The sequence below is a fragment of the Curtobacterium sp. KBS0715 genome (assembly GCF_005938005.2).
Taxonomy (GTDB): domain Bacteria; phylum Actinomycetota; class Actinomycetes; order Actinomycetales; family Microbacteriaceae; genus Curtobacterium; species Curtobacterium flaccumfaciens.
The window spans coordinates 481,175-503,198 of record NZ_VCCA02000001.1 but is presented as its reverse complement, the minus strand read 5'-3'; the positions used below and the strand labels follow the sequence as shown (position 1 = coordinate 503,198).

23 protein-coding genes are annotated in these 22,024 nt (G+C 71.4%); 16 read left to right on the top strand and 7 right to left on the bottom strand.

The genetic code is table 11. The features are described 5' to 3' along the window. Positions 1-11 precede the first annotated feature (11 nt). From FFG40_RS02485 to FFG40_RS02470, 4 genes are read left to right on the top strand one after another with little or no spacing between them, the layout of a single operon-like run. The gene (locus FFG40_RS02485) at positions 12-659 is read left to right on the top strand and encodes an ABC transporter permease (protein ID WP_138802126.1); all 648 of its coding nucleotides are present in this window, start codon (positions 12-14) and stop codon (positions 657-659) included. After that, complete coding sequence (locus FFG40_RS02480) at positions 646-1,917, top strand: ABC transporter ATP-binding protein (protein ID WP_138802125.1); 1,272 nt, start codon at positions 646-648, stop codon at positions 1,915-1,917. Before FFG40_RS02485 ends, FFG40_RS02480 begins: the two co-directional genes overlap by 14 nt. Continuing rightward, positions 1,914-2,678 carry an ABC transporter permease gene (locus tag FFG40_RS02475; protein WP_111056509.1) on the top strand — a complete coding sequence of 255 codons (765 nt, stop codon included), beginning with the start codon at positions 1,914-1,916 and terminating at the stop codon, positions 2,676-2,678. The genes FFG40_RS02480 and FFG40_RS02475 overlap by 4 nt, the downstream gene beginning before the upstream one ends. Further along, positions 2,675-3,700: a glycine betaine ABC transporter substrate-binding protein gene (locus FFG40_RS02470; protein WP_138802124.1), complete on the top strand. Its 1,026-nt coding sequence runs from the start codon at positions 2,675-2,677 to the stop codon at positions 3,698-3,700. Before FFG40_RS02475 ends, FFG40_RS02470 begins: the two co-directional genes overlap by 4 nt. A gap of 81 nt (positions 3,701-3,781) precedes the next feature. Here the strand turns inward: FFG40_RS02470 and FFG40_RS02465 are convergent, their stop codons facing one another. Continuing rightward, positions 3,782-4,411, bottom strand: coding sequence for a TetR/AcrR family transcriptional regulator (locus FFG40_RS02465; protein ID WP_111023379.1), 630 nt, complete (start codon positions 4,409-4,411; stop codon positions 3,782-3,784). A gap of 80 nt (positions 4,412-4,491) precedes the next feature. On the opposite strand from FFG40_RS02465, the gene FFG40_RS02460 reads away from it, so the two are divergent. From FFG40_RS02460 to FFG40_RS02435, 6 genes are all read left to right on the top strand, one after another. Next, complete coding sequence (locus FFG40_RS02460; RefSeq protein ID WP_051597014.1) at positions 4,492-5,220, top strand: ABC transporter ATP-binding protein; 729 nt, start codon at positions 4,492-4,494, stop codon at positions 5,218-5,220. Next, positions 5,217-6,494, top strand: coding sequence for an ABC transporter permease (locus FFG40_RS02455; RefSeq protein WP_138802123.1), 1,278 nt, complete (start codon positions 5,217-5,219; stop codon positions 6,492-6,494). Before FFG40_RS02460 ends, FFG40_RS02455 begins: the two co-directional genes overlap by 4 nt. Positions 6,495-6,521: 27 nt before the next feature. Continuing rightward, positions 6,522-7,049, top strand: coding sequence for a GNAT family N-acetyltransferase (locus FFG40_RS02450; RefSeq protein ID WP_071245631.1), 528 nt, complete (start codon positions 6,522-6,524; stop codon positions 7,047-7,049). Positions 7,050-7,278: 229 nt separating this feature from the next. Further along, a complete protein-coding gene (locus FFG40_RS02445) occupies positions 7,279-7,947 on the top strand; it encodes a hypothetical protein (RefSeq protein ID WP_138802122.1) in 669 nt (222 codons plus the stop codon). A gap of 39 nt (positions 7,948-7,986) precedes the next feature. After that, a complete protein-coding gene (locus FFG40_RS02440) occupies positions 7,987-9,432 on the top strand; it encodes an NAD(P)/FAD-dependent oxidoreductase (RefSeq protein WP_138802121.1) in 1,446 nt (481 codons plus the stop codon). A gap of 5 nt (positions 9,433-9,437) precedes the next feature. Then, the gene (locus tag FFG40_RS02435) at positions 9,438-9,881 is read left to right on the top strand and encodes an SRPBCC family protein (RefSeq protein ID WP_138802120.1); all 444 of its coding nucleotides are present in this window, start codon (positions 9,438-9,440) and stop codon (positions 9,879-9,881) included. Positions 9,882-10,016: 135 nt separating this feature from the next. Here the strand turns inward: FFG40_RS02435 and FFG40_RS02430 are convergent, their stop codons facing one another. Beyond that, entirely contained in the window at positions 10,017-10,835 is an 819-nt protein-coding gene (locus FFG40_RS02430; RefSeq protein WP_138802119.1) for a shikimate 5-dehydrogenase, read from the bottom strand. A 95-nt stretch (positions 10,836-10,930) separates the two neighbouring features. Here FFG40_RS02430 and FFG40_RS02425 point away from each other — a divergent pair, with 95 nt between their 5' ends. The 3 genes from FFG40_RS02425 (at position 10,931) to FFG40_RS02415 (ending at position 13,591) form a co-directional block, all read left to right on the top strand. Beyond that, positions 10,931-11,857 (top strand): NADP-dependent oxidoreductase, encoded by a 927-nt coding sequence (locus tag FFG40_RS02425; protein ID WP_260678770.1) that lies wholly within the window; start codon positions 10,931-10,933, stop codon positions 11,855-11,857. Between the two features lie 98 nt (positions 11,858-11,955). Next, entirely contained in the window at positions 11,956-12,150 is a 195-nt protein-coding gene (locus FFG40_RS02420) for a PspC domain-containing protein (RefSeq protein ID WP_027466823.1), read from the top strand. Between the two features lie 34 nt (positions 12,151-12,184). Then, entirely contained in the window at positions 12,185-13,591 is a 1,407-nt protein-coding gene (locus FFG40_RS02415; protein WP_138802118.1) for an L-serine ammonia-lyase, read from the top strand. Between the two features lie 15 nt (positions 13,592-13,606). Here FFG40_RS02415 and FFG40_RS02410 read toward each other — a convergent pair whose 3' ends face one another. The 5 genes from FFG40_RS02410 to FFG40_RS02390 are packed head-to-tail and all read right to left on the bottom strand — an operon-like array spanning position 13,607 to position 18,375. After that, entirely contained in the window at positions 13,607-14,443 is an 837-nt protein-coding gene (locus FFG40_RS02410) for a class II fructose-bisphosphate aldolase (protein WP_185974064.1), read from the bottom strand. Beyond that, on the bottom strand, positions 14,440-15,474 hold the full coding sequence (locus FFG40_RS02405) for a 1-phosphofructokinase family hexose kinase (RefSeq protein ID WP_138802117.1): 1,035 nt from the start codon (positions 15,472-15,474) through the stop codon (positions 14,440-14,442). Before FFG40_RS02405 ends, FFG40_RS02410 begins: the two co-directional genes overlap by 4 nt. Further along, the gene (nagA, locus tag FFG40_RS02400) at positions 15,471-16,589 is read right to left on the bottom strand and encodes an N-acetylglucosamine-6-phosphate deacetylase (protein ID WP_138802116.1); all 1,119 of its coding nucleotides are present in this window, start codon (positions 16,587-16,589) and stop codon (positions 15,471-15,473) included. The genes FFG40_RS02405 and nagA overlap by 4 nt, the downstream gene beginning before the upstream one ends. Beyond that, positions 16,586-17,497, bottom strand: coding sequence for an ROK family protein (locus FFG40_RS02395; protein ID WP_138802115.1), 912 nt, complete (start codon positions 17,495-17,497; stop codon positions 16,586-16,588). The genes nagA and FFG40_RS02395 overlap by 4 nt, the downstream gene beginning before the upstream one ends. Then, positions 17,497-18,375, bottom strand: coding sequence for an SIS domain-containing protein (locus FFG40_RS02390; protein WP_138802114.1), 879 nt, complete (start codon positions 18,373-18,375; stop codon positions 17,497-17,499). Before FFG40_RS02390 ends, FFG40_RS02395 begins: the two co-directional genes overlap by 1 nt. 133 nt (positions 18,376-18,508) lie before the next feature. On the opposite strand from FFG40_RS02390, the gene FFG40_RS02385 reads away from it, so the two are divergent. The 3 genes from FFG40_RS02385 to FFG40_RS02375 all read left to right on the top strand — a co-directional run bounded on the left by FFG40_RS02385 (position 18,509) and on the right by FFG40_RS02375 (position 22,022). Then, positions 18,509-19,297, top strand: a complete 789-nt coding sequence (locus FFG40_RS02385) for a DeoR/GlpR family DNA-binding transcription regulator (RefSeq protein WP_185974063.1) — start codon at positions 18,509-18,511, stop codon at positions 19,295-19,297. A 146-nt stretch (positions 19,298-19,443) separates the two neighbouring features. Beyond that, positions 19,444-20,673 (top strand): Gfo/Idh/MocA family protein, encoded by a 1,230-nt coding sequence (locus FFG40_RS02380; RefSeq protein WP_138802112.1) that lies wholly within the window; start codon positions 19,444-19,446, stop codon positions 20,671-20,673. Between the two features lie 23 nt (positions 20,674-20,696). Continuing rightward, complete coding sequence (locus FFG40_RS02375) at positions 20,697-22,022, top strand: sugar ABC transporter substrate-binding protein (RefSeq protein WP_138802111.1); 1,326 nt, start codon at positions 20,697-20,699, stop codon at positions 22,020-22,022. The last annotated feature ends 2 nt before the right edge of the window (positions 22,023-22,024 follow it).

Sequence of the window (22,024 nt, the reverse complement as noted above, 5' to 3'; positions counted from 1 at the left end):
AGCGCCCACCCGTGTTCCAGTACGTCGTGGAGCGATGGAACCAGATCTGGTTCGCATCGTGGCAGCACTTCTCACTGGTCGTCCAGTGCGTCGTCCTCGCCACGGTCATCGCCGTGGTGCTCGCCACACTCGTCTACCGCAGCCCGCGCCTGACCGCGTTCGCGAACGGGGTGTCGGCCATCGGCCTCACCCTGCCGTCGTTCGCCGTCATCGGCCTGCTCATCGTCCCGCTCGGCTTCGGCGTCCTGCCGTCGGTCGTGACGGTCGTCTTCTTCGCCGCGCTGCCGATCCTGCGCAACGCGGTCGTCGGTCTCGCCGAGATCCCGCCCACCGTCGTCGAGTCGGCGCGTGGCATCGGCATGAGCCGGTTCCGCACCCTGCTGCAGGTCGAGCTGCCGATGGCGTGGCCGATCATCCTGAGCGGCGTCCGCGTGGCCGCGCAGATGGTGATGGGCATCGCCGCCATCGCCGCGTACGCGCTCGGTCCCGGGCTCGGTGGCTTCATCTTCTCCGGGCTGTCCCGCCTCGGCGGCGCCAACGCCCTGTTCTCCGTCGTGGTCGGGGTGGTCGGCGTCGTCCTGCTCGCCCTGGTCCTCGACCTGCTCCTCATCGGCCTCGGCCGCCTGACCATCTCGAGAGGTATCCGTGTCCAGCACTGACCCCGCCACCACCACCGCGCCCGACGGGGACGTCACCGGGCGCAGCATCCTGCTCGACGAGGTCACCAAGCGGTACCCCGGGCAGTCGAAGCCCGCCGTCGACGGCATCACGCTCGAGATCCCGGCCGGCAAGATCGTCATGCTCGTCGGCCCGTCCGGCTGCGGCAAGACGACGACCCTCAAGATGATCAACCGCCTGATCGAGCCCACGCAGGGCCGGATCGTCGTCGGCGACGACGACGTCACCGGCATCGACGGTGACGAGCTCCGCCGCCGCATGGGCTACGTGATCCAGGCCGGCGGTCTCTTCCCGCACATGACGGTCGCGGCGAACATCGCCATCGTGCCGAAGATGCTCGGCTGGTCGAAGGAGAAGATCGCGGCGCGCGTCGACGAGCTGCTCGACCTGGTCTCGCTCGACCCCGACACCTACCGCGACCGGTTCCCCCGTGAACTCTCCGGTGGGCAGCAGCAGCGCGTCGGCGTGGCCCGTGCGCTCGCGGCGGACCCGCCCGTCCTGCTCATGGACGAGCCGTTCGGCGCCGTCGACCCGATCACCCGCCAGCGCCTGCAGGACGAGCTCCTGCGGATCCAGGAGGAACTGCACAAGACGATCGTCATCGTCACGCACGACTTCGACGAGGCCGTGAAGCTCGGCGACTGGATCGTCATCTTCACCGAGGGCGCGCACATCGTGCAGTACGACACCCCGGAGCGGATCCTGGCCGAGCCGGCGAACGAGTTCGTCGAGAACTTCATCGGTTCCGGTGCCGGCCTGAAGCAGCTCACGCTGAACCGCGTGCGCGACGTCGAGGTCGAGTCGGCCGTGACGTGCTCCCCTGGCGAAGAGGTCAGGGCCGTGCTGCAGCGGATGAACGAGGCCGGCGGGCACCAGCACGCCGTCGTCGTCGACCACCGCCAGCGTCCGATCGGGTGGCCGTCGCGCCGCCAGCTCGAGCGCCTCGACCGCATCCCCGACGGTGTCGAGCCCGGCCTGCCCGTCGTGGGCGAGGCCGCGACCCTCAACGACGCGCTCGACACCATGCTCGTCTCGAGCGCCGGCGCCGCGCTCGTCACCGGTCGTCGTGACGCGTTCCGCGGGGTCATCACCGTCGAGACCGTGATGGAGGCGATCACCCGCTCCCGCGCGACCGCCGCAGGAGACCAGGCCTACACGCCGGTCGGCACCAACACGAACCCGATCGAGACCATGCCGTCGTCACCGGTGTCGGCGATGCCCACCGGAGAAGACCTGTGAGCGCAGTCGCCGTCGCCGGCCCCGCCACCGGTGCACGCACCTCGTGGAAGGGCCTGCTGTTCCAGCCGATCGCGATCCTGGTCGTCCTGGCCGGCTTCGCGGTGTGGCTCGCGACGGCGGACCTGACCCCGACGGAGCGCACGACGCTCAACCCGGCGGACATCCTGGCCCTGACCGGCCAGCACCTCGTGCTGACCCTGCAGTCGACGGTCCTGGTGCTCGTGATCGGCATCCCGCTGGGCGTCGTGCTCACCCGCGGGCCGCTGCGCCGGGCGAGCCCGTACGTGCTCGCCGTCGCGAACTTCGGGCAGGCTGCCCCGGCCGTCGGCCTCATCGTGCTGCTCGCCGCCTGGCTCGGCCTGAACAGCTCGTCCGCCGTCATCGCGCTCGTGCTCTACGCGATCCTGCCGGTGCTCCGGAACACCATGATCGGGGTGCAGAGCGTCGACGACCGCCTGGTCGAGGCCGGTCGCGGCATGGGCATGAGCGCCTTCAGCGTGCTGATGCGCGTCGAACTGCCGCTCGCGGTGCCCGTGATGCTCTCGGGCATCCGGACCGCCCTCGTGCTGCTCGTCGGCACGGCGAGCCTGGCGACCTTCGTCGGTGCGGGTGGACTCGGTCTGCTCATCACGACGGGCGTGACGCTGTTCCTGCCGAAGGTGCTCGTCGCCGGGGCCCTGCTCGTCGCCCTGCTCGCCCTCTCCATCGACTGGCTCGGCCGCGTGGTCGAGACGGTCGCACGACCGAAGGGACTCCGATGACCCGCCGCACCCGCAGCACCCGCCGCACCCGCACCCGGGTCGGACCCGCCGCGTTCGTCGCCGGTGCCACCGCCCTCGTCCTGACCGGGTGCGGCCTGCAGCCCGCGACGTCGTTCGTGCCCGAGGCCGGTGCCGGTTCCATCCAGCGCATCGACGACCTGCCGGCCGGCGCCCACATCACCGTGACGTCGAAGAACTTCACCGAGCAGCTCGTGCTCGGCAAGATCGCCGTGCTCGCCGCCAAGGCCGCCGGGTTCGACGTCACCGACGAGACGAACGTGCCCGGCAGCGTCGCGGTCCGTGAGCTGATGACCTCGCACGCGGCCGACTTCACGTACGAGTACACCGGCACCGCGTGGCTGACCTTCATGGGTCACACGAAGGGGATCCCGGACAAGACCGAGCAGTGGACGGCCGTGAAGAAGGAGGACGCCGGCAACGGGCTGACCTGGCTCGAACCCGCGCCGATGAACAACACGTACGCGTTCGCCGTCCGCAACGAGGCCGTCAAGGAGCTCGGGGACGTCAAGACGCTCTCCGACATCACCAAGCTGCCGGTCGACCAGCGCACGTTCTGCGTCGAGTCGGAGTTCAACTCCCGCGCCGACGGCTTCAAGCCGATGCTCAAGAAGTACGGCTTGGAGCTCGGCGGTTCGGGGTCGAACGGGGTGCCGAGCAGCAACGTGAGCATCCTCGACACCGGCACGGTCTACACGGCCACCGACCGCGGCAAGTGCAACTTCGGTGAGGTCTTCACCACCGACGGCCGCATCAAGTCGCTCGGGCTGACGGTGCTCGAGGACGACAAGGGGTTCTTCCCGGCGTACAACGTCGCCCCCGTCATCGATTCGAAGACGCTCAAGGAGTACCCGCAGCTCGAGGGGATCTACGACCAGATCTCGCCGAAGCTCACGGACGCGGTGCTGCAGGAACTCAACCGTCAGGTCGACGTCGAGGGGCGTGAGCCGGCCGACGTCGCCTTCGACTGGATGGTGAAGGAGGGCTTCATCACGAAGCCCTGACCGTTCTCGACGCATCCACGTCACGGACAGGAGGCACGGTGCCAGCTGGCACCGTGCCTCCCCTGCGTTCGTGGTCGCGTCTCAGGCCGCGGCGATGCGCGCCGCCGTGTCGCGGATCGACGCGACCACCGCAGCCCGCACCTGCTCCGGGTCGGAACCCTCGTGCCGAGCGGCACTGCGGAGGCCCGTCATGCACATGCCGAGGAGCATCTCCGCCGCCTGCGGTGTCGCAGCCTCCGGGCCCCAGGCCGGGTCCCGCTCGAGGATCGTGCGCACGGCGCCGGTCATCGCTTCGGCGACCGTGGTCATCCGCGCGACCTGCCGACGCATCAGCTGCGGGAACCGCACGATGACGGCCTTGCGCTCGAGCCGCTCGTGCTCGTCGCCGAACGACGACCCGAACACCAGGAACGCCAGGTCGACGACGGCCTGCGCCGCAGGCTCCCCCGCGACGGCCGCCAGGTGCGCCTGGAGAGTGGCGGGTTCGAGGTCGAGCTCGGTGTGCCCGAGGACCGCGTCCTCCTTGCTCTCGAAGTAGTTGAAGAACGTCCGCGGGGAGACATCGGCCCGCGCGGCGATCTGCTCGATCGTGGTGCCGTCGACGCCCTGCTCGAGGGCCAGGGACCGAGCCGCCTCGGCGATGCGGTTGCGGGTCTCGATGCGCTTCCGGTCACGGAGACCGAGTTCTGACGGCGTCGCGGAGTCGGGCATGGCCCGACTGTAACCGGAACGTCACATGATCTACAGCAAACGCAAACTTGCAGTCGTGCATCGGACACTACGGTGAACCCATGACCACTCCCGTGCTCGAGGCCCGTGACCTCGCCAGGACCTACGGCCGCGGCGCGACGCGGTTCGACGCGCTCAAGGGGGTGTCGCTGGCGGTGCACCAGGGCGAGAGCCTGGCGATCGTCGGCAAGTCCGGCTCCGGCAAGTCGACGCTGATGCACCTGCTCGCACTGCTCGACAAGCCGTCGGCCGGACAGGTGCTGCTCGACGGCACCGACGCGGCGACGCTCGGTGCGCGGCAGGTCAACCGAACCCGGAACAGCACCTTCGGGTTCGTGTTCCAGCAGTTCTTCCTGACGCCGAAGACCTCGGTGCTCGACAACGTCGTGCTCCCGCTCAAGATCGCCGGTGTCTCCGGAGCCGAGCGGAAGCGCCGGGGCATGGCGGCGCTCGATGCCCTCGGGCTGGCCGACAAGGCGAAGAACGACGCCAACGACCTGTCCGGCGGCCAGAAGCAGCGCGTGGTGATCGCCCGGGCGCTGGTCGGCGAGCCGAGCGTGATCTTCGCCGACGAGCCGACCGGCAACCTCGACACGAACACCGGACAGGTGGTCGAGGACATGCTGTTCGGGCTGCAGCGCGAGCGGGGGATCACGCTCGTCGTGGTCACGCACGACGAAGAGCTCGCCGCGCGCTGCGACCGCAGCGTGAACGTCCGCGACGGCCTGATCGTCGGTGGACCCGATGACGTGGTCGACGCGTCTGCCACGCACGGAAGGCACTCCGCATGAACTTCCTCGACCTCCTGCGCACCGCGGTCTCGAACACCTTCCGCTCGAAGCTGCGCACGACCCTGACCGTCATCGCGATCTTCATCGGCGCCTTCACGATCACCCTCACGTCGGCGATCGGCACGGGCGTCAGCAACTACATCGACAGCCAGGTCTCCTCGATCGGCGACACCGGTTCGCTGACCATCACGAAGGCGGTCGACAGCACCTCGACCGACAGCGGCCCGGCGAAGTACGACCCGGACGAGTCCGGCCAGAGCGTCGACCGTGGCCCGGCGTCGTTCTCGTACCTGTCGCAGTCCGACGTCGACGCGATCAAGAAGACGGACGGCATCAAGAGCCTCCGCCCCGCGGTCGCCCTCGCACCGAAGTACGCCGAGTACGGGGACAAGGGCAAGTACGTCGTGTCGCTCACGGCCAACGCCGGCGAGCTCGACGCCGACCTGGCGAGCGGCAAGCAGCTCGACGACGAGACCGACGCCAACCAGGTGATGCTGCCGACCGACTACCTGAAGAACATGGGCCTCGGCAGCGCGTCGGCCGCCGTCGGCAAGGAGCTCACGTTCGCCGTCGACGACTACCAGGGCAAGGCGCACACGCTCACCGCCACCGTCGTCGGGGTGCAGAACGAGTCGCTGTTCGGCAGCGGTGCGGGGGCGAACGCCGCGTTGACCGACGCCATGCAGGCCGCGCAGGAGATCGGCAAGCCCGACTCGATCGCGACGTCCTACGCCAGCGCCACCGCGACGCTCGACGCCGACGCCTCCGTCACCACGGTCAAGAAGTCCCTGGCCGACGACGGGTTCCTCGGTCAGACCATCCAGGACCAGCTCGGTCAGTTCCAGACCGTGATCAGCGGCATCGTCGGGGTCCTGAACGCCTTCGCCGTGATCGCGCTCGTCGCTGCCGGCTTCGGCATCATCAACACCCTGCTCATGAGCGTGCAGGAGCGCACCCGCGAGATCGGCCTGATGAAGGCGATGGGCATGGGTGGCGGCAAGGTCTACACGCTGTTCTCGCTCGAGGCGGTGTTCATCGGGTTCCTCGGCAGTGCCATCGGCGCCGGGGTCGCGATCCTGCTCGGCACCGGGATCTCGAACGTCCTGGCCGGCACGCTCCTCAAGGACCTGCCGGGGCTGCAGATCATGCAGTTCGCGCCGGGCTCCGTCGCGACGATCATCCTCGTCGTGATGTTCATCGCGTTCCTGGCGGGCACCCTGCCGGCACGACGAGCGGCACGGCAGAACCCGATCGAGGCGCTCCGGTACGAGTGACAGGCAGGGGTGCCTAGTGTCTGGACGGTGACGACGTTCGGACGCGACCTCGGTGACGGCTACACGCTGACGCTGCGCGACCTGACGACGGTCGACCCGGTGCTCGCACTCGTGCACGCCAACACCGATCGTCTGCGGGCCGCCGAGCCCTGGGCCTGGGACCCCCAGACCCGCGAGGCCATCGCCCTGCACACCGAGCGACTGCTCGGTCAGTTCGCGATGGACCGCGCGCTGCCCTGCGTCATCCGGGCGGATGACCGCATCGTCGGGGTGGCCTCGCTGACGTTCGATCCGTACCTGGGCCAGGCATCGCTCGGCTACTGGGTGGACGCCGGACAGGAGGGCCGTGGTGTCGTCCGGCGGGCCGCCACCGTGCTGATCGGGGTCGCCCGGGCGCGCGGGTCCGCACGGATGGAGATCCGGACGGCGGTCGACAACGCGCGGAGCCGGGGGCTCGCCGAGCGGCTCGGCTTCGCGCACGAGGGCACCCTGCGCGGCGCGCTGCCCCTCGGGCCCGAGCGTGTCGACGTCGCGGTGTACGGCCTGCTGCTCTGACGCCCGTCGCCGTCGTGCAGGCCGCCGGCCGCGGCCGCCGGCCGCGGCCGACGGCCGCTGGCCGCTGGCCGCGCTCCCGGTGTGCCGCAGCGCCGCACAACCAAAGCCCATCCGAACCGCGCCGACCGCCGGTTCGACGGCACTTCGGTTGTGCGCGGCGCGTCGGCACCGGGTGCCCGCGCGACCGTCGTGCAGACCGACCGACACCGGTCGCCGGTATCGTCGGAGCATGGCCTTGTTCGGACGACGCAACCCCGACGTGCGCGATCGACCCATCAGCCAGGTCGAACTGAAGCGGGCGGTCGACGAGGGTTTCCTCATCGCGAAGGCCGCCGTCACCATCGCGGTGGCCAACCGCATCATCACGAACGCCCTGCGTGACCAGGGGTACTTCGACCACGCGCTCATCGCCGAGGCCACGCGCGAGGAACTCCACCGCATGGCCGAGGAACAGCGGGGCGACGCCGCACGCATGCGGGAGATCCGCTCCACCTCGAGCAAGCAGAAGGGCCGTTCCCGCCACCAGCACGACTACCGGCGGGGCGACGACCTGAAGCTCCGGATGCGCGAGGCCACCTACGAGCAGCTCGCCACCATGCTCGACAAGCGGCGCGACGACCAGCACTTCGTCGACGGCATCGTGCTCGCCGCGCGGGCCCGCGCCTGGGACGACATCGGCACCACCGTCGTCGGACGCCTCGGTTGGGCGCAGCGCCCGGCGGACGACTACGAGATCGGCCGCGACGACCGGCTGCAGCAGATGCTCGACGAGGACTTCGCCGAGTTGCTCGCCGAGCACCCCGTCGGATCGACCCCGGTCGACGCCGACGAGCCGGACGACGCCGACGGTGACCAGGACGAGTCGGACCCCGCTGATCCCGACACCTCGCGCATCTGACCGACACCACACGCAGTCACGAGTCCCTAGGCTCGGTGCATGGTTGATGCGGTGGTCGTCGGAGCGGGACCGAACGGGCTCGCGGCAGCGGTGACGCTCGCACGCGCCGGGTTGTCGGTCGAGGTCGTCGAACGGAACGACACGATCGGCGGCGGCGCCCGCACGGCCGAGCTCACCCTGCCCGGCTTCCTGCACGACGTCTGCTCCGCCGTGCACCCGATGGCCCTGCAGTCGGAGTTCTTCCGGCTGTTCCGGATGGAGGAGCGCATCGAACTCCGCCTGCCCGAGGTGCAGTACGGTCACCCGCTCGACGGCGGCCGCGCCGGCATCGCCTACCAGGACCTCGACCGCACCGCCGCCGAGCTCGGGGTGGACGGTCCGGCCTTCAAGCAGCTGATGGCCCCGCTGGCGGAGAACGCCGACCAGGTCGCCGACTTCGCGACCGACGCGCTGCTGCACGTGCCGCGCCACCCCCTGACCGTCCTGCGCTTCGGCCTGCGGGCGCTCGAGCAGGGCACCGCCGCGTGGAACCTGCGCTTCCGCGGCGACGCTGCTCCGGCGATGGTGTCCGGCGTCGCCGCGCACTCGATCCAGCACCTGCCGTCCCTGTCCACCGCGGCGGCGGCACTGTCGCTCGGCTCGTACGCGCACGCCCGCGGCTGGCCGGTGCCGATCGGCGGCAGCCAGGCGATCGTCGACGCGCTCGCCGCCGACCTCGTCGCGCACGGCGGCCGCATCGTCACCGGGCAGGAGGTCCGGTCGCTCGGTGACCTCACCCCGGCGAAGGCGGTGCTGTTCGACACGAGCGTGCCGGGCATGCTCCGGATCGCGGGCAAGCAGATCCCGACCCCGAAGCGCGGTGCGCTGCGTCGCTTCCGGTTCGGCAACGCGGCGGCGAAGGTCGACTTCGCGCTGTCCGACCCGGTGCCGTGGACCAACGAGTCGCTGCGGAAGGCCGGGACCGTCCACATCGGCGGTACCCGCCAGGAGATCGCGGCGGCGGAACGGGCGGTGGCGCACGGGCAGCACGCCGAGCGCCCGTACGTGCTCGGGGCGGAGCCGACCGTGGTGGACCCGACCCGGGCCCCGGCCGGCAAGCACGTCTTCTGGGCCTACGCGCACGTCCCCGCGGGGTCGGACGTCGACCCGACCGAGGCGGTTACCCGCCAGATCGAGCGGTTCGCGCCGGGGTTCCGCGACACGATCCTGTCGTCGAGCTCCCGCACCGCCGTGCAGATGGGCGAGTACAACCCGAACTACGTCGGTGGCGACATCGCCGCCGGTGCCGCGAGCTTCTGGCAGCTCGTCAAGCGCCCCGTCCTGTCCAGCGACCCGTGGCGGATGGGCGGTGGCATGTACCTGTGTTCCGAGTCCTCCGCGCCCGGCCCCGGCGTGCACGGCATGGCCGGGTGGCACGCGGCGAAGAGCGCACTCCGGCACACCTTCGGCCTGCCGGAGGACGTCGACCTCACCCCGGAAGGCTGATCACCATGGCGAAGAACGCCCGCATCCTGCACTGCCGTCCCGAAGCCGTCTTCGACGTGCTCGGCGACGGGTGGCTCTACACGACCTGGGTGGTCGGGGCCTCGCGCATGCGCCAGGAGGAGTCCGGCTGGCCGCAGGTCGGTACCCACCTGCACCACTCGTTCGGCGCGTGGCCGATCGTCATCAACGACGTCACGACGTCGCTGGTGTGGGAGCCGCCGCACCGCATGGTCATCCAGCCGAAGGGCTGGCCCATCGGCGAGGCCCGCGTCGAACTGACGGTCGAACCGCACCGGCACGGCAGCAAGGTCACGATCACCGAGAACGCGGTGGCCGGGCCGGGTTCGTACGTGCCCGACTTCCTCATGCAGCCGCTCATCTGGATCCGCAACCGCGAGACGCTCCGCCGCCTCGAGTGGGTGGCCGTCGGGCGCGCGGCGAACGCCTGAGACGTCCCCCGAGACGGACGGGAGGCCCGTGGCGGCGCCGCCACGTCCCTCCCGTCACGGCCGTCGTGCCGCTGGCGCGTCACGCCGGAACCGGCGGGTGGGGCCCACCTCCCGTCCGCCCTGTGGGTGCGTCGACTACTCGGCGCGCGAGAACTCGCTGGCGCGCGCCACCTGGTCGTCGGTCAGGGCGACGCCCGTGTACCGCTCGAACTGGCGCGCCGCCTGCAGAGCGATGACCTCGGCACCGGTGATGACGTGCTTGCCGGCATCCCGCCCAGCACACACGAGCGGGGTCTCCGACGGGAACGCGACCACGTCGAAGACGGTGTGCGCCGCCTCGATCCGTTCCGGCGCGAAGGCGAGTGCGTCCTGCTGGTCGCCGCGCATGCCGAGCGGGGTGACGTTGACGACCAGGTCGGTCTCCCCCGCCTCGTGCTCGTCGGCCACCCAGTCGTACCCGTACTGCGATGCGAGGGCCGGGCCGGTCTGCTCGTTGCGGGCGACGACCGTCAACCGGTCGAAGCCGGCGCCGCGGAACGCCGCCGTGACGGCCTTGGCCATGCCGCCCGAGCCGCGGAGCAGCACGCGCGAAGCTGGGTCGACCTCGTGGGACCCGAGCAGGGCGGCGATCGCCTCGTAGTCGGTGTTCGATGCGGTGAGCACGCCGTCGTCGTTCACGACCGTGTTGACCGACTGGATCGCGGCGGCGGAGTCCTCGATGTGGTCGACCAGCGGGATGATCGCCTCCTTGAAGGGCATCGACACCGAGCACCCGCGGATCCCGAGCGCACGGATGCCGGCGACGGCGCCGGGCAGGTCCGTCGTGGTGAACGCCTTGTACAGGAAGTTGAGGCCGAGCTCGTCGTACAGGAAGTTGTGGAACCGGGTGCCGATGTTGCTCGGTCGCGCGGCCAGCGACATGCAGACCTGCATGTCCTTGTTCAGGATGGGCATGCCCCCAGTCTCGCACCCTCTCCCTTTCGCGTCCTCGCAGGGATGGAGCGGTCCACACAGACCGGGTGCCGCGCGCCGGGGTAGCGTCGGTGACGATGACTGAGATCCCGGAGACCATGCGCGCCGTCCGCTTCGACGAGTGGGGTGACCGATCGGTCCTGCACGTCGCCGAGGTGCCCGTTCCCGAGGTGACGCCCGGGCGGGTGCTCGTCCGCGTCCGCGCCGCGGGCATCAACCCCGGTGAGTCCGCCATCCGCCAGGGCGCGTTCGGTGGTGACCTACCGTCCGGGCAGGGCACCGACTTCGCCGGCATCGTGGTGGCCGTCGGGGCCGAGGTCGACGGCGTCGACGAGGGCGAAGAGGTCATCGGCTGGTCGTGGGACCGCGCGAGCCAGGCCGAGTACGTCTCCGTGCCGGCCGTCCAGGTCGTCCAGAAGCCACGCCTGCTCGACTGGACCGTGGCGGGTGGCCTCGACGTCATCGCGACCACCGCGGCCGCAGCCGTCCGTGCGGTCGATCCGCGGCCGGGCGAGACCGTCGTGGTGTCCGGCGCCGCGGGCGGGGTCGGCGGCTTCGTGACCCAGCTGCTCGCGAACGAGGGCATCGACGTCATCGCCGTCGCGTCCGAGGCGAACCACGAGTGGCTCCGTTCCAAGCGCGCACGGCCGGTCGCGTACGGCGACGGACTGCAGGAGCGCATCACCGAACTCGCGACGAACGGCGTCGACGCCGTGATCGACACCCACGGCGCCGAGTACGTCCGGCTCGGCATCGCCCTCGGGGTGCCGGTCGACCGCATCGAGACGATCATCGCGTTCGACGAGGCCGCCGAGGTCGGGGCGAAGGCCTCGGGCAGCGCGGACACCGCCGACCCGGAGATCCTCGGGGCGCTCGCCCTCGAGGTCGCGAACGGCGCGATCGAGGTGCCCGTCGCCGCGACCTACCCGCTCGAGCGCGTGCAGGACGCCTTCGAGGAGCTCGAGCAGGGTCACACCCGCGGCAAGATCGTCCTCATCCCCTGATCCCAGGGCCGCTCAGGGCCGGTCCGGGGGTTTCCCCCACCACGCTCGGGGTGCGTCCCGGATGCGCTCGACCGGCGGCGTTGCGTAGCGTCGTCGACATGAGCACACTCTCCCGTCCCCGCAACGGTCGTCTGCTGGCCGGCGTCTGCGCCGGTCTCGCCGACCGCTTCAACCTGTCCCGCACCCTGGTCCGGGTGGTCTGGGTCATCCTGAGCTTCTTCCCCGGGCCGCTGTGGATCGCGTACGTCGTGCTGTGGTTCGTGATGCCGCCCGAGGGTGGTCGGCGGCGCTGAGCACCGGTCCGTCCGGACGGGTTAGTGTGGCGGCGTGCCGGTCTCCGTCTTCGATCTGTTCAGCGTCGGTGTCGGCCCCTCGAGCTCGCACACCGTCGGCCCGATGCGGGCCGGTGCCGAGTTCGCCACCCTCGTCCGTGGCCTGCCCGTCACGTCCGTGGTGGTCGACCTGTACGGGTCCCTCGCGTCGACCGGGCAGGGTCACGGCACCCTCGGTGCCGTCGTCGCCGGGCTCATGGGGTCACACCCGGAGACCGTCGACCCCGATGCCATGGTCCTCGCGCTCGACGCCGTGGAACGCGACGGTGTCCTGCGGCTCGACGGCGGTGCGAGCGTGCCGTTCCGCCTCGCCGACATCGTCCTGCACCCCCTGACGATGCTGCCCCGGCACCCGAACGCCATGCGGCTGCGTGCCCGTGACGCCGACGGGACCGATCTGGCCGACGAGACCTACTACTCGATCGGTGGCGGGTTCATCGCGCGGGACGAGGCAGCCGAGCCCGTGGCGGACGCCTCGGCTGCCGTCGCCGGTGCCGCGATCCCGGTCGACGACGCCGTGCCCCACCCGTTCTCGAGCGGCGCCGAGCTGCTCGCCGCGTGTGCCGGTTCAGGCCTGCCGATCAGCGGCGTCGCCCTGGCGAACGAGGCCGTCACCCGGACGGACGCCGAGATCCGGTCCGGACTGCTGGGCATCCACGGCGTGATGGAGTCGTGCGTCGACCGTTCCGTCCGCAGGGGCGGGTGCCTGCCCGGTGGGCTCGACGTCCGCCGTCGCGCGGCCACCTGGCACGAGCAGCTCACCCGCGAGGACCCCGAACACGATCCGCTCTTCGCGATGGAGTGGGTGAACCTCGTCGCCATGGCGGTCAACGAGGAGAACGCCACCGGAGGCCGCGTCGTCACCGCCCCGACGAACGGCGCAGCCGGCATCATCCCCGCGGTCCTGTACTACGCGCTCACCTACGTGCCCGCGGTCGCCGACGCCCCCGCCGCCGAACGGGACGACGCCGTCGTGCGGTTCCTGCTCACCGCCGGGGCGATCGGGTCGATCTACAAGGAACGGGCGTCGATCTCCGGCGCCGAGGTCGGCTGCCAGGGCGAGGTCGGATCCGCGGCGTCGATGGCGGCTGCGGGGCTCGCCGAGGTCCTCGGGGGCACGCCGGAGCAGGTCGAGAACGCCGCCGAGATCGCGATGGAGCACAACCTCGGGCTGACCTGCGACCCGATCGGCGGTCTGGTGCAGATCCCGTGCATCGAGCGGAACGCGATCGCGGCGAACAAGGCGATCAACGCCGCCCGGATGGCCCTGCGGGGCGACGGGGTGCACCACGTGTCGCTCGACCAGGTCGTCGAGACGATGCGGCAGACCGGGGCGGACATGTCGTCGAAGTACAAGGAGACGGCGATGGGCGGGCTCGCGGTGAACGTCCCGCTCTGCTGAGCGTCCGCTCGCGCGTCAGGCGTGCAGGAGCGTCAGCAGTCGCGCCGTCTCGGTGGCGATGGCGTCCCGGCCCGCCGACACGTACTTGCGCGGGTCGACGACGTCCGGCCGCTCGTCGAGCACGGTGCGGAGCGCACGGGTGAACAGGCCGTTCAGGTGCGTCGAGATGTTGATCTTCGTCATCCCCGCGTGCACGGCGCCGCGGAGTTCGTCGTCGGACAGGCCCGACGACCCGTGCAGCACGAGCGGCACCGGCACCGCGGCACGGAGGCGCTCGACCAGGTCGCGGTCCACCGAGGCCTCGCGGGTCTGCATCGCGTGCGAGGTCCCCACCGCGACCGCCAGGGCATCGACCCCGGTGTCCGCCACGAACGCGGCGGCGTCGGTCGGATCGGTGCGGACGCCGGGCGCGTGCACGCCGTCCTTGCCGCCGACCTCGCCGAGCTCGGCCTCGATCGCGACACCCGCGGCGTGACACCGCGCGGCGAGCTCGCAGGTCGCTGCCACGTTGGCGGCGAAGTCCAGGTGCGAACCGTCGTACATGACCGAGTCGACGCCCAGGTCGACGCCGGCCGCCACCAGCTCGGGGTCCTCGATGTGGTCGAGGTGCACGAGGACCTCGACGTCGGCGGCACGTGCGACCGCCTGCGTCGCGGTCGTGATCGGTGCGAGGCCGCCGTGGTAGCGGACGCAGTTCTCGCTGATCTGCAGGATCACCGGCAGACCGGCCAGCTCGGCGCCGGAGACGATCGCCTCGGCGTGCTCGAGCAGCACCACGTTGAACGCACCGACCCCGCGGCGTGCCGTGCGGGCGGTGTCGAGCAGGCCGGTGAGGGCGAGGTCGGTGATCATGCGGGGGTCCTCGTTCGGTCGTGGGCGGGATCGGGCGGTGTGGCCAGGAAGCGGTGGACGTCTGCCGCGTCGACCGCGCCGGCCACCGGCTGGAGGACGGCCGCGGCCCCGTGTGCGGCGGCGGACCGCAGGGCTCGGAGCAGGGTGGCGTCGTCGAGGGCCCGGACGCTGCCGTCGGACGAGGGGAGACCGGCACCGACGAGCACCTCGACGAGGACACCGACGAGCCCGGCGGTGGCGGCGTCACCGGCGCCGGTCGGGTTGCCCGAGACTCCGGGGACCGCCGGCACCTCGAGCACGTGCTCGGTGGTGTGGGCGGCGATGCCGTCGGATCCGCGGGACACGACGACGACCGTCGCACCGAGTCCGAGGAGCCGGAGTGCCCCGGAGCGCTCGTCGTCGGTGCCCGTGGCCTCGAGCAGTTCCTCGCGGTTGGGCTTGCAGACCGTCGCCCCGGCCGAGGCGGCAGCCAGCAGCGCGGTGCCCGAGCAGTCGACCACCGAGAGCACACCGCGGTGGCGAGCGGCGGTGACCCAGCGGGCGACGACCGCGGGATCGGAGTCGCGGGGCAGCGAGCCCGACACGACCAGGGCGGCTGCGGGCGGGGTACCGCCGGCACCGCCGGCACCGCCGGTACCGCCGACATCGTCGTCGAGCAGTGTCTCGACCGCGGCGGTGACCATGTCCCACTCGTCGGGGCTGAGTACGGGTCCGGGCTCGCCGAACATCGTCGGGTGGGCGAGGTCGTCCACCACCGTCACGGTCGTGCGGGTCTCGCCACGGACAGCGACGTCGGTGTGGACGAGCCCGAGGTCGTCGAGGGCGTGGGCGATCCAGCGTCCGCCGTCGCCGCCGAGGGGCAGCACGGCGTGGGTCGGCACGCCGGTGGCGGCGAGGACCCGCCCGACGTTCAGGCCCTTGCCGCCGGGGCACCGCTGGACCTCGAGCACGCGCTGGGTCTCGCCGATGCGCTGTTCGGCGACCCGGTAGGTCACGTCGACGGCCGGGTTCGGGGTGACGACGAGGATCATGCGACCACCGCCGTCGGCAGGGCTCGGACGCTGCCGCGCTCCGGATCGAGCACGACCAGGTCGGCGGGCGCGCCCACGCTGAGCGGTGCCGGCGCCCCGAGCAGGTGTGCCGCACGCCCCGCGGACGCCGCGACGACCTCGGGCAGGTCGGTCCCGGCGTCGAGCAGGCGGCGGACGGCGTCGGCGACCGTGATCGTGCTGCCCGCCAGCGACGAACCGTCGGCGAGCACGGCGAGCCCGTCGCGGACGGTCACGGCCGATCCGGCCACCGTGTACGAGCCGTCGGGGCAGCCGGTCGCAGCCATGGCGTCGGAGACCAGGACCATCCGGCCCGGAGCACTGCGCTGCACGAGGGTGACCGTCACGGGATCGAGGTGGTGGCCGTCGACGATGCACTCGAGCAGCACGCGGTCGTCGGAGAGCGCGACCCCGACCGGCCCGGGCGCACGGTGGTGCAGCGGGGGCATCCCGTTGAACAGGTGGGTGACGAGCGAGGCTCCGGCGTCGACCGCGCGGCGGGTCTGCTCGGCGGTGGCGTCGGTGTGGCCGATGGCGACGACGACCCCGGCTTCGACGAAACGGGTGACGGCCTCGAGTGCACCCGGGAGCTCCGGCGCGAGCGTGACGATCCGCAGGGCGCCACCCGCGGCGTCGCAGTAGGCGTCGACCTCGGCGGGGTCCGGAGCGTGCAGCAGGTCCACGCGGTGCGCCCCGCGACGGGCGGGCGCGAGCCACGGCCCCTCCAGGTGCAGCCCGGCGAGCGTGCCGTCCGCGACGAGCGGCCGGAGCCGGGTGAGGGCCGCCACGGTGTCCGCGCGCTCACCCGTGGCGATGGACCCGACCAGGGTGGTCGTGCCCCGCGACCGGTGGTGCCCGGCGGCGACACGGGCATCCTCGGCGGAGCACCCGGCGAAGTCGTGCCCGAGCGCCCCGTGGGCGTGCAGGTCGACGAACCCGGGCACGACCACACCGTCGACGGTGACGGCGGTGTCCGTGCGCATCGGGGATCCGGTGCCGGTCGCCAGAACGGTGTCGTCGTCACCGATGACGAGCCAGCCGTCGTGCAGGTCTGCCTGGGCCGTGACGATGCGATGGGCCCGGACGAGGGTGGTCACAGCAGGACCCCGGTCTCGGTCTCGAGCAGCGTGCGTGCGAGGAGCCCCGCTCCGATGGCGCCGGCTGCGTCGCCGTGCCGGGCGGGCACGATGACGGGGACACGGACGCCCTGCAGACGCTCCGTGACGGCGTCGCGCAGCGGGTCGAGCAGCAGCGGGCCCGACTCGGCGAGTCCCCCGCCGACGATGATCGTGTGGACCCCGGCGACCGCGGTGGTCCAGGCGAGTGCGTCGGCCAGGACCGCGACGCAGTCGTCCCAGACCGCACGGGCTGCGGGGTCGCCCTGGCGGACCAGGAGCATGGCGGCGTGAGCGGACGGCACGCCGGAACGACGTGCGACTCCCCCGGCGGACGCGATCTCCTCGACGCGGTGGCCTGTGTGCGGGCCGGCCTGGATCCGGACCTGTCCGATCTCCCCCGCCCAGCCACCGCCGGACACGACGGCGCCGTCGACCACCAGGGCGCTCGCGAGGCCGGTGCCGACCGGCACGAACGAGACCGACCCCCGCGAGAGCGCCGGGTCGCCGGCCCGGACCTCGGCCAGGGCGCCGGCGCGGACGTCGTGGCCGAAGGCGATCGGTACGTCGATCCCCTGCCGCAGGAGCTCGGCGCGGACGAGGTCACGCACCGGGACGTCGCGCCACCCGAGGTTGACGGACAGGTCCACGGTGCCGCGGGTCTCGTCGACGACGCCGGGGGTCACCACCCCGATGGCTCCGAGCTGCGCCCGTCGCGTGGCCTGTGCGGCCAGTCCGGCGACGACGGCGGCGAGGCGCTCGGCGCCCGGGTCGTCGCGCGGCGTCGGTACCCGGGTCTCGTCGAGGACGAGTCCGTCGGCGGTCGTCAGCCGGGTCTTGATGCCCGTGCCGCCGACGTCGACCCCGAGCACCGCGCCTGCGCCGCCCATCAGGTGAGGATGACCGACCGGGTGAGCGACCGGGGGTTGTCCGGGTCGAGCCCGCGTCCCTCGGCCAGGGCGACGGCGAACCGGTGCACGACGACGAGTCCGGCGATCGGGTCGAGGTCGTGCTGGACGAAGCGGGCACCGGTGGCGGCGACCTCGTCGGCCAGGCCGTCGGGCGCAGTACCGAGCGACCAGACGAGCCGTCCGGGCTGGGCGATCGCGATGGGACCGTGCCGGTAGTCCATCGCCGGGTAGGACTCGGCCCAGAACTGCGCGGCCTCACGCGTCTTGAGCGCGGCTTCGAACGTCAGGCCGACGGCGGACCCACGACCGACGAACGAGACCTGCTCGGCGTCGAGCAGGTCGTCGATGGGCACCGTCAGTGCGGTCTCGGCCTGGGTTGCGAGCGCGTCGACGTCGTCACCGATGGACGCCCGCAGCAGTGCGAGCGTCGTGGTGGCGAAGCGGGTCTGGACGACCGAGCGCTCGTCGGCGAACGGCAGGGCGACCACCTGGTCGGCGACGGCCGCGGCGGGGCTGTCGGCGACGGCCGTGATCAGGACGGTGCGCTGCGACGGCAGGGCCTGCAGCAGGTCGACGATCTCGGTCGTCGTGCCCGAGCGGCTGATCATGAGCACGCGGTCGTACTCGCGGGACGCGGGGTACTCGGACCCGGCGAAGGCATCGGTCACGCCGAGGCCCGCCTGCTCACGGGCCACGGCGTAGCTCATGGCGATGAACCAGCTCGTGCCGCAGCCGATCACGGCCACGCGTTCGCCCCGCTGGGGGAGCGCGTCGGCGAAGGTCGGCAGGAGCGCGGCGGCTGCACGCCAGGTCTCCGGCTGCGAGGCCAGTTCAGCGCTCACGAAGGTGTCGGTCATGGGAGCCTTCCGGGTCCGGGTCGATCCGGGTGATCGATGATCAGGAAGCGTAGCGAGCGATCGTGCGCAAGGGAAGGGGAAAACGTCATTTCCGATCACCGGGCGTCGGTGGTGACGCCGTAGGATGACCGTCATGACCCCCCAACAGCGGCTGAACGCCCTGCTCGAACTGGTGAGCGAACGCGGCAACGTGTCGATCGCCGAGATCGGTGAGCTGCTCGGGATCTCCGCCGCGACGGCTCGCCGCGACCTCGCGACCCTCGCCGACCAGCGGCTCGTCACGCGCACGCACGGGGGAGCGGCAGCACTCGGGGCCGGGTACGAGCTCCCGCTGCAGTACAAGATCGCCCGGCAGGCCGAGGCGAAGACGGCGATCGCCCGCGCGGCCGCCCGGTTGGTGCAGCCGGGGGAGACCGTCGGGCTCAACGGCGGGACGACCACGACCGAGGTCGCGCGTGAGCTCGGCAAGAGCGAACGGTTCATCCGCGCCGACGGCGAGTTCGGCATCACGATCGTGACGAACGCCCTGAACGTCGGGTACGAGCTGTCCGTACGGTCCAACGTGAAGATCGTGGTCACCGGTGGTGTGGCGCGGCGGCAGTCCTACGAGCTCGTCGGGCCGCTCGTCCGGGACACCCTCGACGAGTTCGCCCTCGACCTCGTGGTGCTCGGCGTCGACGGGCTCACCGGCCAGTACGGCGCGACGACCATGCACGAGGGCGAGGCCGAGGTCAGCCGCCACTTCGCCTCCGTCGGGCGACGGGTCGTCGTGGTCGCCGACTCGACCAAGATCGAACGGTCGACCTTCGCCCGGATCTGCCCGCTCGACCGCATCGACGTCCTGGTCACCGACCAGCCGGTGCCGGCCTCGTTCGCCGCCGACCTGGCCAGCGCCGGCGTGGAGCTCGTCGTCGCCGACTGAGCGCCCCTGCGGCCACCCCGGAACGGTCCGGACGTTTCGATCGTGTAAAACCCTCCCCTGCACGGATGCGTGAGCGATCTGTGAGCGCCTATTGTGCATTCATGATCGATTCGGCATCATGGGCGTCACATTCACGCAAGGGAGCGATGAGCATGGGCGCTGACAACGCAGGACTCCGCGTCGCGGTGATCGGGATGGGCCAGCGGTCCGCCATCGCGCGCCACGTGGCCGAGGCAACGGCCGACGACCCGTCGCTGCAGGCCCGGGTCGTGGCCGTCGCGGACGTCACCGCGGCCGGCCGGGACCGTGGGCACGACGAGTACCCGGACGCCCTGGTGGTGGAACACCACCGTGACCTCATCGGCCACGTCGACGCGGCCATCGTCACCACGCCGGACTGGACCCACGCCGAGATCGCGATCGACCTGCTCCGCGCGGGCATCGCCGTCTACCTCGAGAAGCCGCTGGCCATCACGGTCGAGGACGCCGACGCCGTCCTGAACACCGCGGCGGAGACCGGCACGCCGCTGTACGTCGGGCACAACTTCCGGCACGCCGCCGTCGTCCGCCTGATGCGCGAGATCGTGGCCCGCGGCGAGATCGGCCAGGTCAAGGCCGTCTGGTGCCGGCACTTCGTCGGCAACGGCGGTGACTACTACTTCAAGGACTGGCACGCCGACCGCAGCAAGGTGAACTCCCTGCTGCTGCAGAAGGCGAGCCACGACCTCGACGTCATCCACGCGCTCGGCGGGGGTGACACCGCCCGGGTCGTCGGCATGGGGGCGCTGTCGGTCTACGGCGACGTCACCGACCGGCGCGACCGCAGCGGCGAGCTCATGGGGGACTGGTTCTCCCACGACAACTGGCCGCCGCTCGCCCAGACCGGGCTGAACCCCGTCGTCGACGTCGAGGACGTCTCGATGGTGATGATGACGCTCGACAACGGGGTGCAGGCCAGCTACGAGCAGTGCCACTTCACCCCGGACTACTGGCGGAACTACACCGTCATCGGCACCGAAGGACGCCTCGAGAACATCGGCGACACCGGTGGTGGCGTCGTGAAGGTCTGGACGCACCGCCGGGGATGGGACACCGCGGGGGACCGCGAGTACCCGATCGACGGCGTCGAGGACGGTCACGCCGATGCCGACCTGCTCACCATGACCGAGTTCCTGCGGTCCGTCGCGTTCGGCGAACCGTCGGAGCTCTCCCCGATCGCGGCCCGTGCCGCGGTCGCCGCCGGCGCGCTGGCCACGCGCTCGCTCCGCAACGGGTCCGTCCCCATCGACGTCCCCCCACTGCCGGCCGACACCATCGCGCACTTCACCCGCTCCACCCCCTCCACCCCGCATCCCGCCCAGACCGTCGGTTCCTGACGGCCGTGCGAAAGGACACCCCGATGACCGCACACATGCCCACCCGAGGAACCGGCGTGCGCCGCGTCCTCCTCGGCGCCGTCGCCGCACTCGGCGCGGCCGCACTCCTGGCCGGCTGCTCCTCGTCGTCCGGGGCGTCCGGCTCCGGTGGTGACTACGAAGCCGCGCCGAAGGACACCAAGGCGTCCCTGACCTACGCCGTCTGGGACGAGAACCAGGTGAAGGCGATCAAGGCCAACCTGAAGGGCTTCAACGAGGAGTACCCGGACATCAAGGTCAGCGTCGACGTCACGCCGTTCGCCAACTACTGGACGAAGCTGCAGACCCAGGGCTCGAGCAACACCCTGCCCGACCTGTTCTGGATGAACGGCCCGAACTTCCAGCTGTACGCGGCCAACGGCAAGCTCGCGCCGATCACCGGCGAGGTCGAGTCGGGTGACATCGACGCGTCGAAGTACTCGAGCGCACTCAACGACCTGTACACGTACGACGACACCCAGTACGGCGTACCGAAGGACTTCGACACCATCGGCGTCTGGGTGAACAAGTCGCTGTTCGAGCAGGCCGGCATGGACCTGCCGTCCAAGGACTGGACCTGGGACGACTTCCAGCGGACCGGCGCCGAGCTGTCCGAGAAGCTGCAGGCGAAGGGCGCCTACGGCGCAGCCGGCGGCATGGACGGCCAGACGACGTACTACAACACGATCCTGCAGGCCGGGGGATCGGTCGTGAACGCGGACGGCACCGAGTCCGAGTACGCCACGAAGGCCTCCGAGGACGGCCTGCAGTTCTGGACCGACCTGATCGACTCGGGGGCTTCGCCCTCGATCAAGCAGCTCACCGACACCACGGCCGACCAGTGGTTCACCTCGGGCAAGCTCGCGATGTACCAGGGCGGCAGCTGGTTCCGCTCCGCGCTGACCGGCACCGAGCTCGAGAAGGACGTCGTCGCCTACCCGCTGCCGAAGGGCAAGGAGCAGGCGACCGTCATCCACGGTGTCTCGAACGTCGTGTCCGAGGCGAGCAAGGACAAGGCAGCCGCCCAGGCGCTGCAGGTCTACCTCGCGGGCAAGACGGCCCAGCAGCAGCAGGGCGACATGGGCGCGGTCATCCCGGCGTACGAGGGCACGCAGACCGCCTTCACGAAGACGATGCCCGACGCCGACCTGCAGGTGTTCCTCGACGCGGTGGACTACGCGAAGCCGCTGCCCGTGTCGAAGAACACCGCCGCGTGGAACACCCTCGAGACCACCCTGCTGCCGAGCGCCTTCGACGGGTCGAAGCCCGTCGACCAGGTGGCAGAGGACCTCGCACAGAAGATGGACGCCGCCCTCGCCAAGGAAAAGTAGGA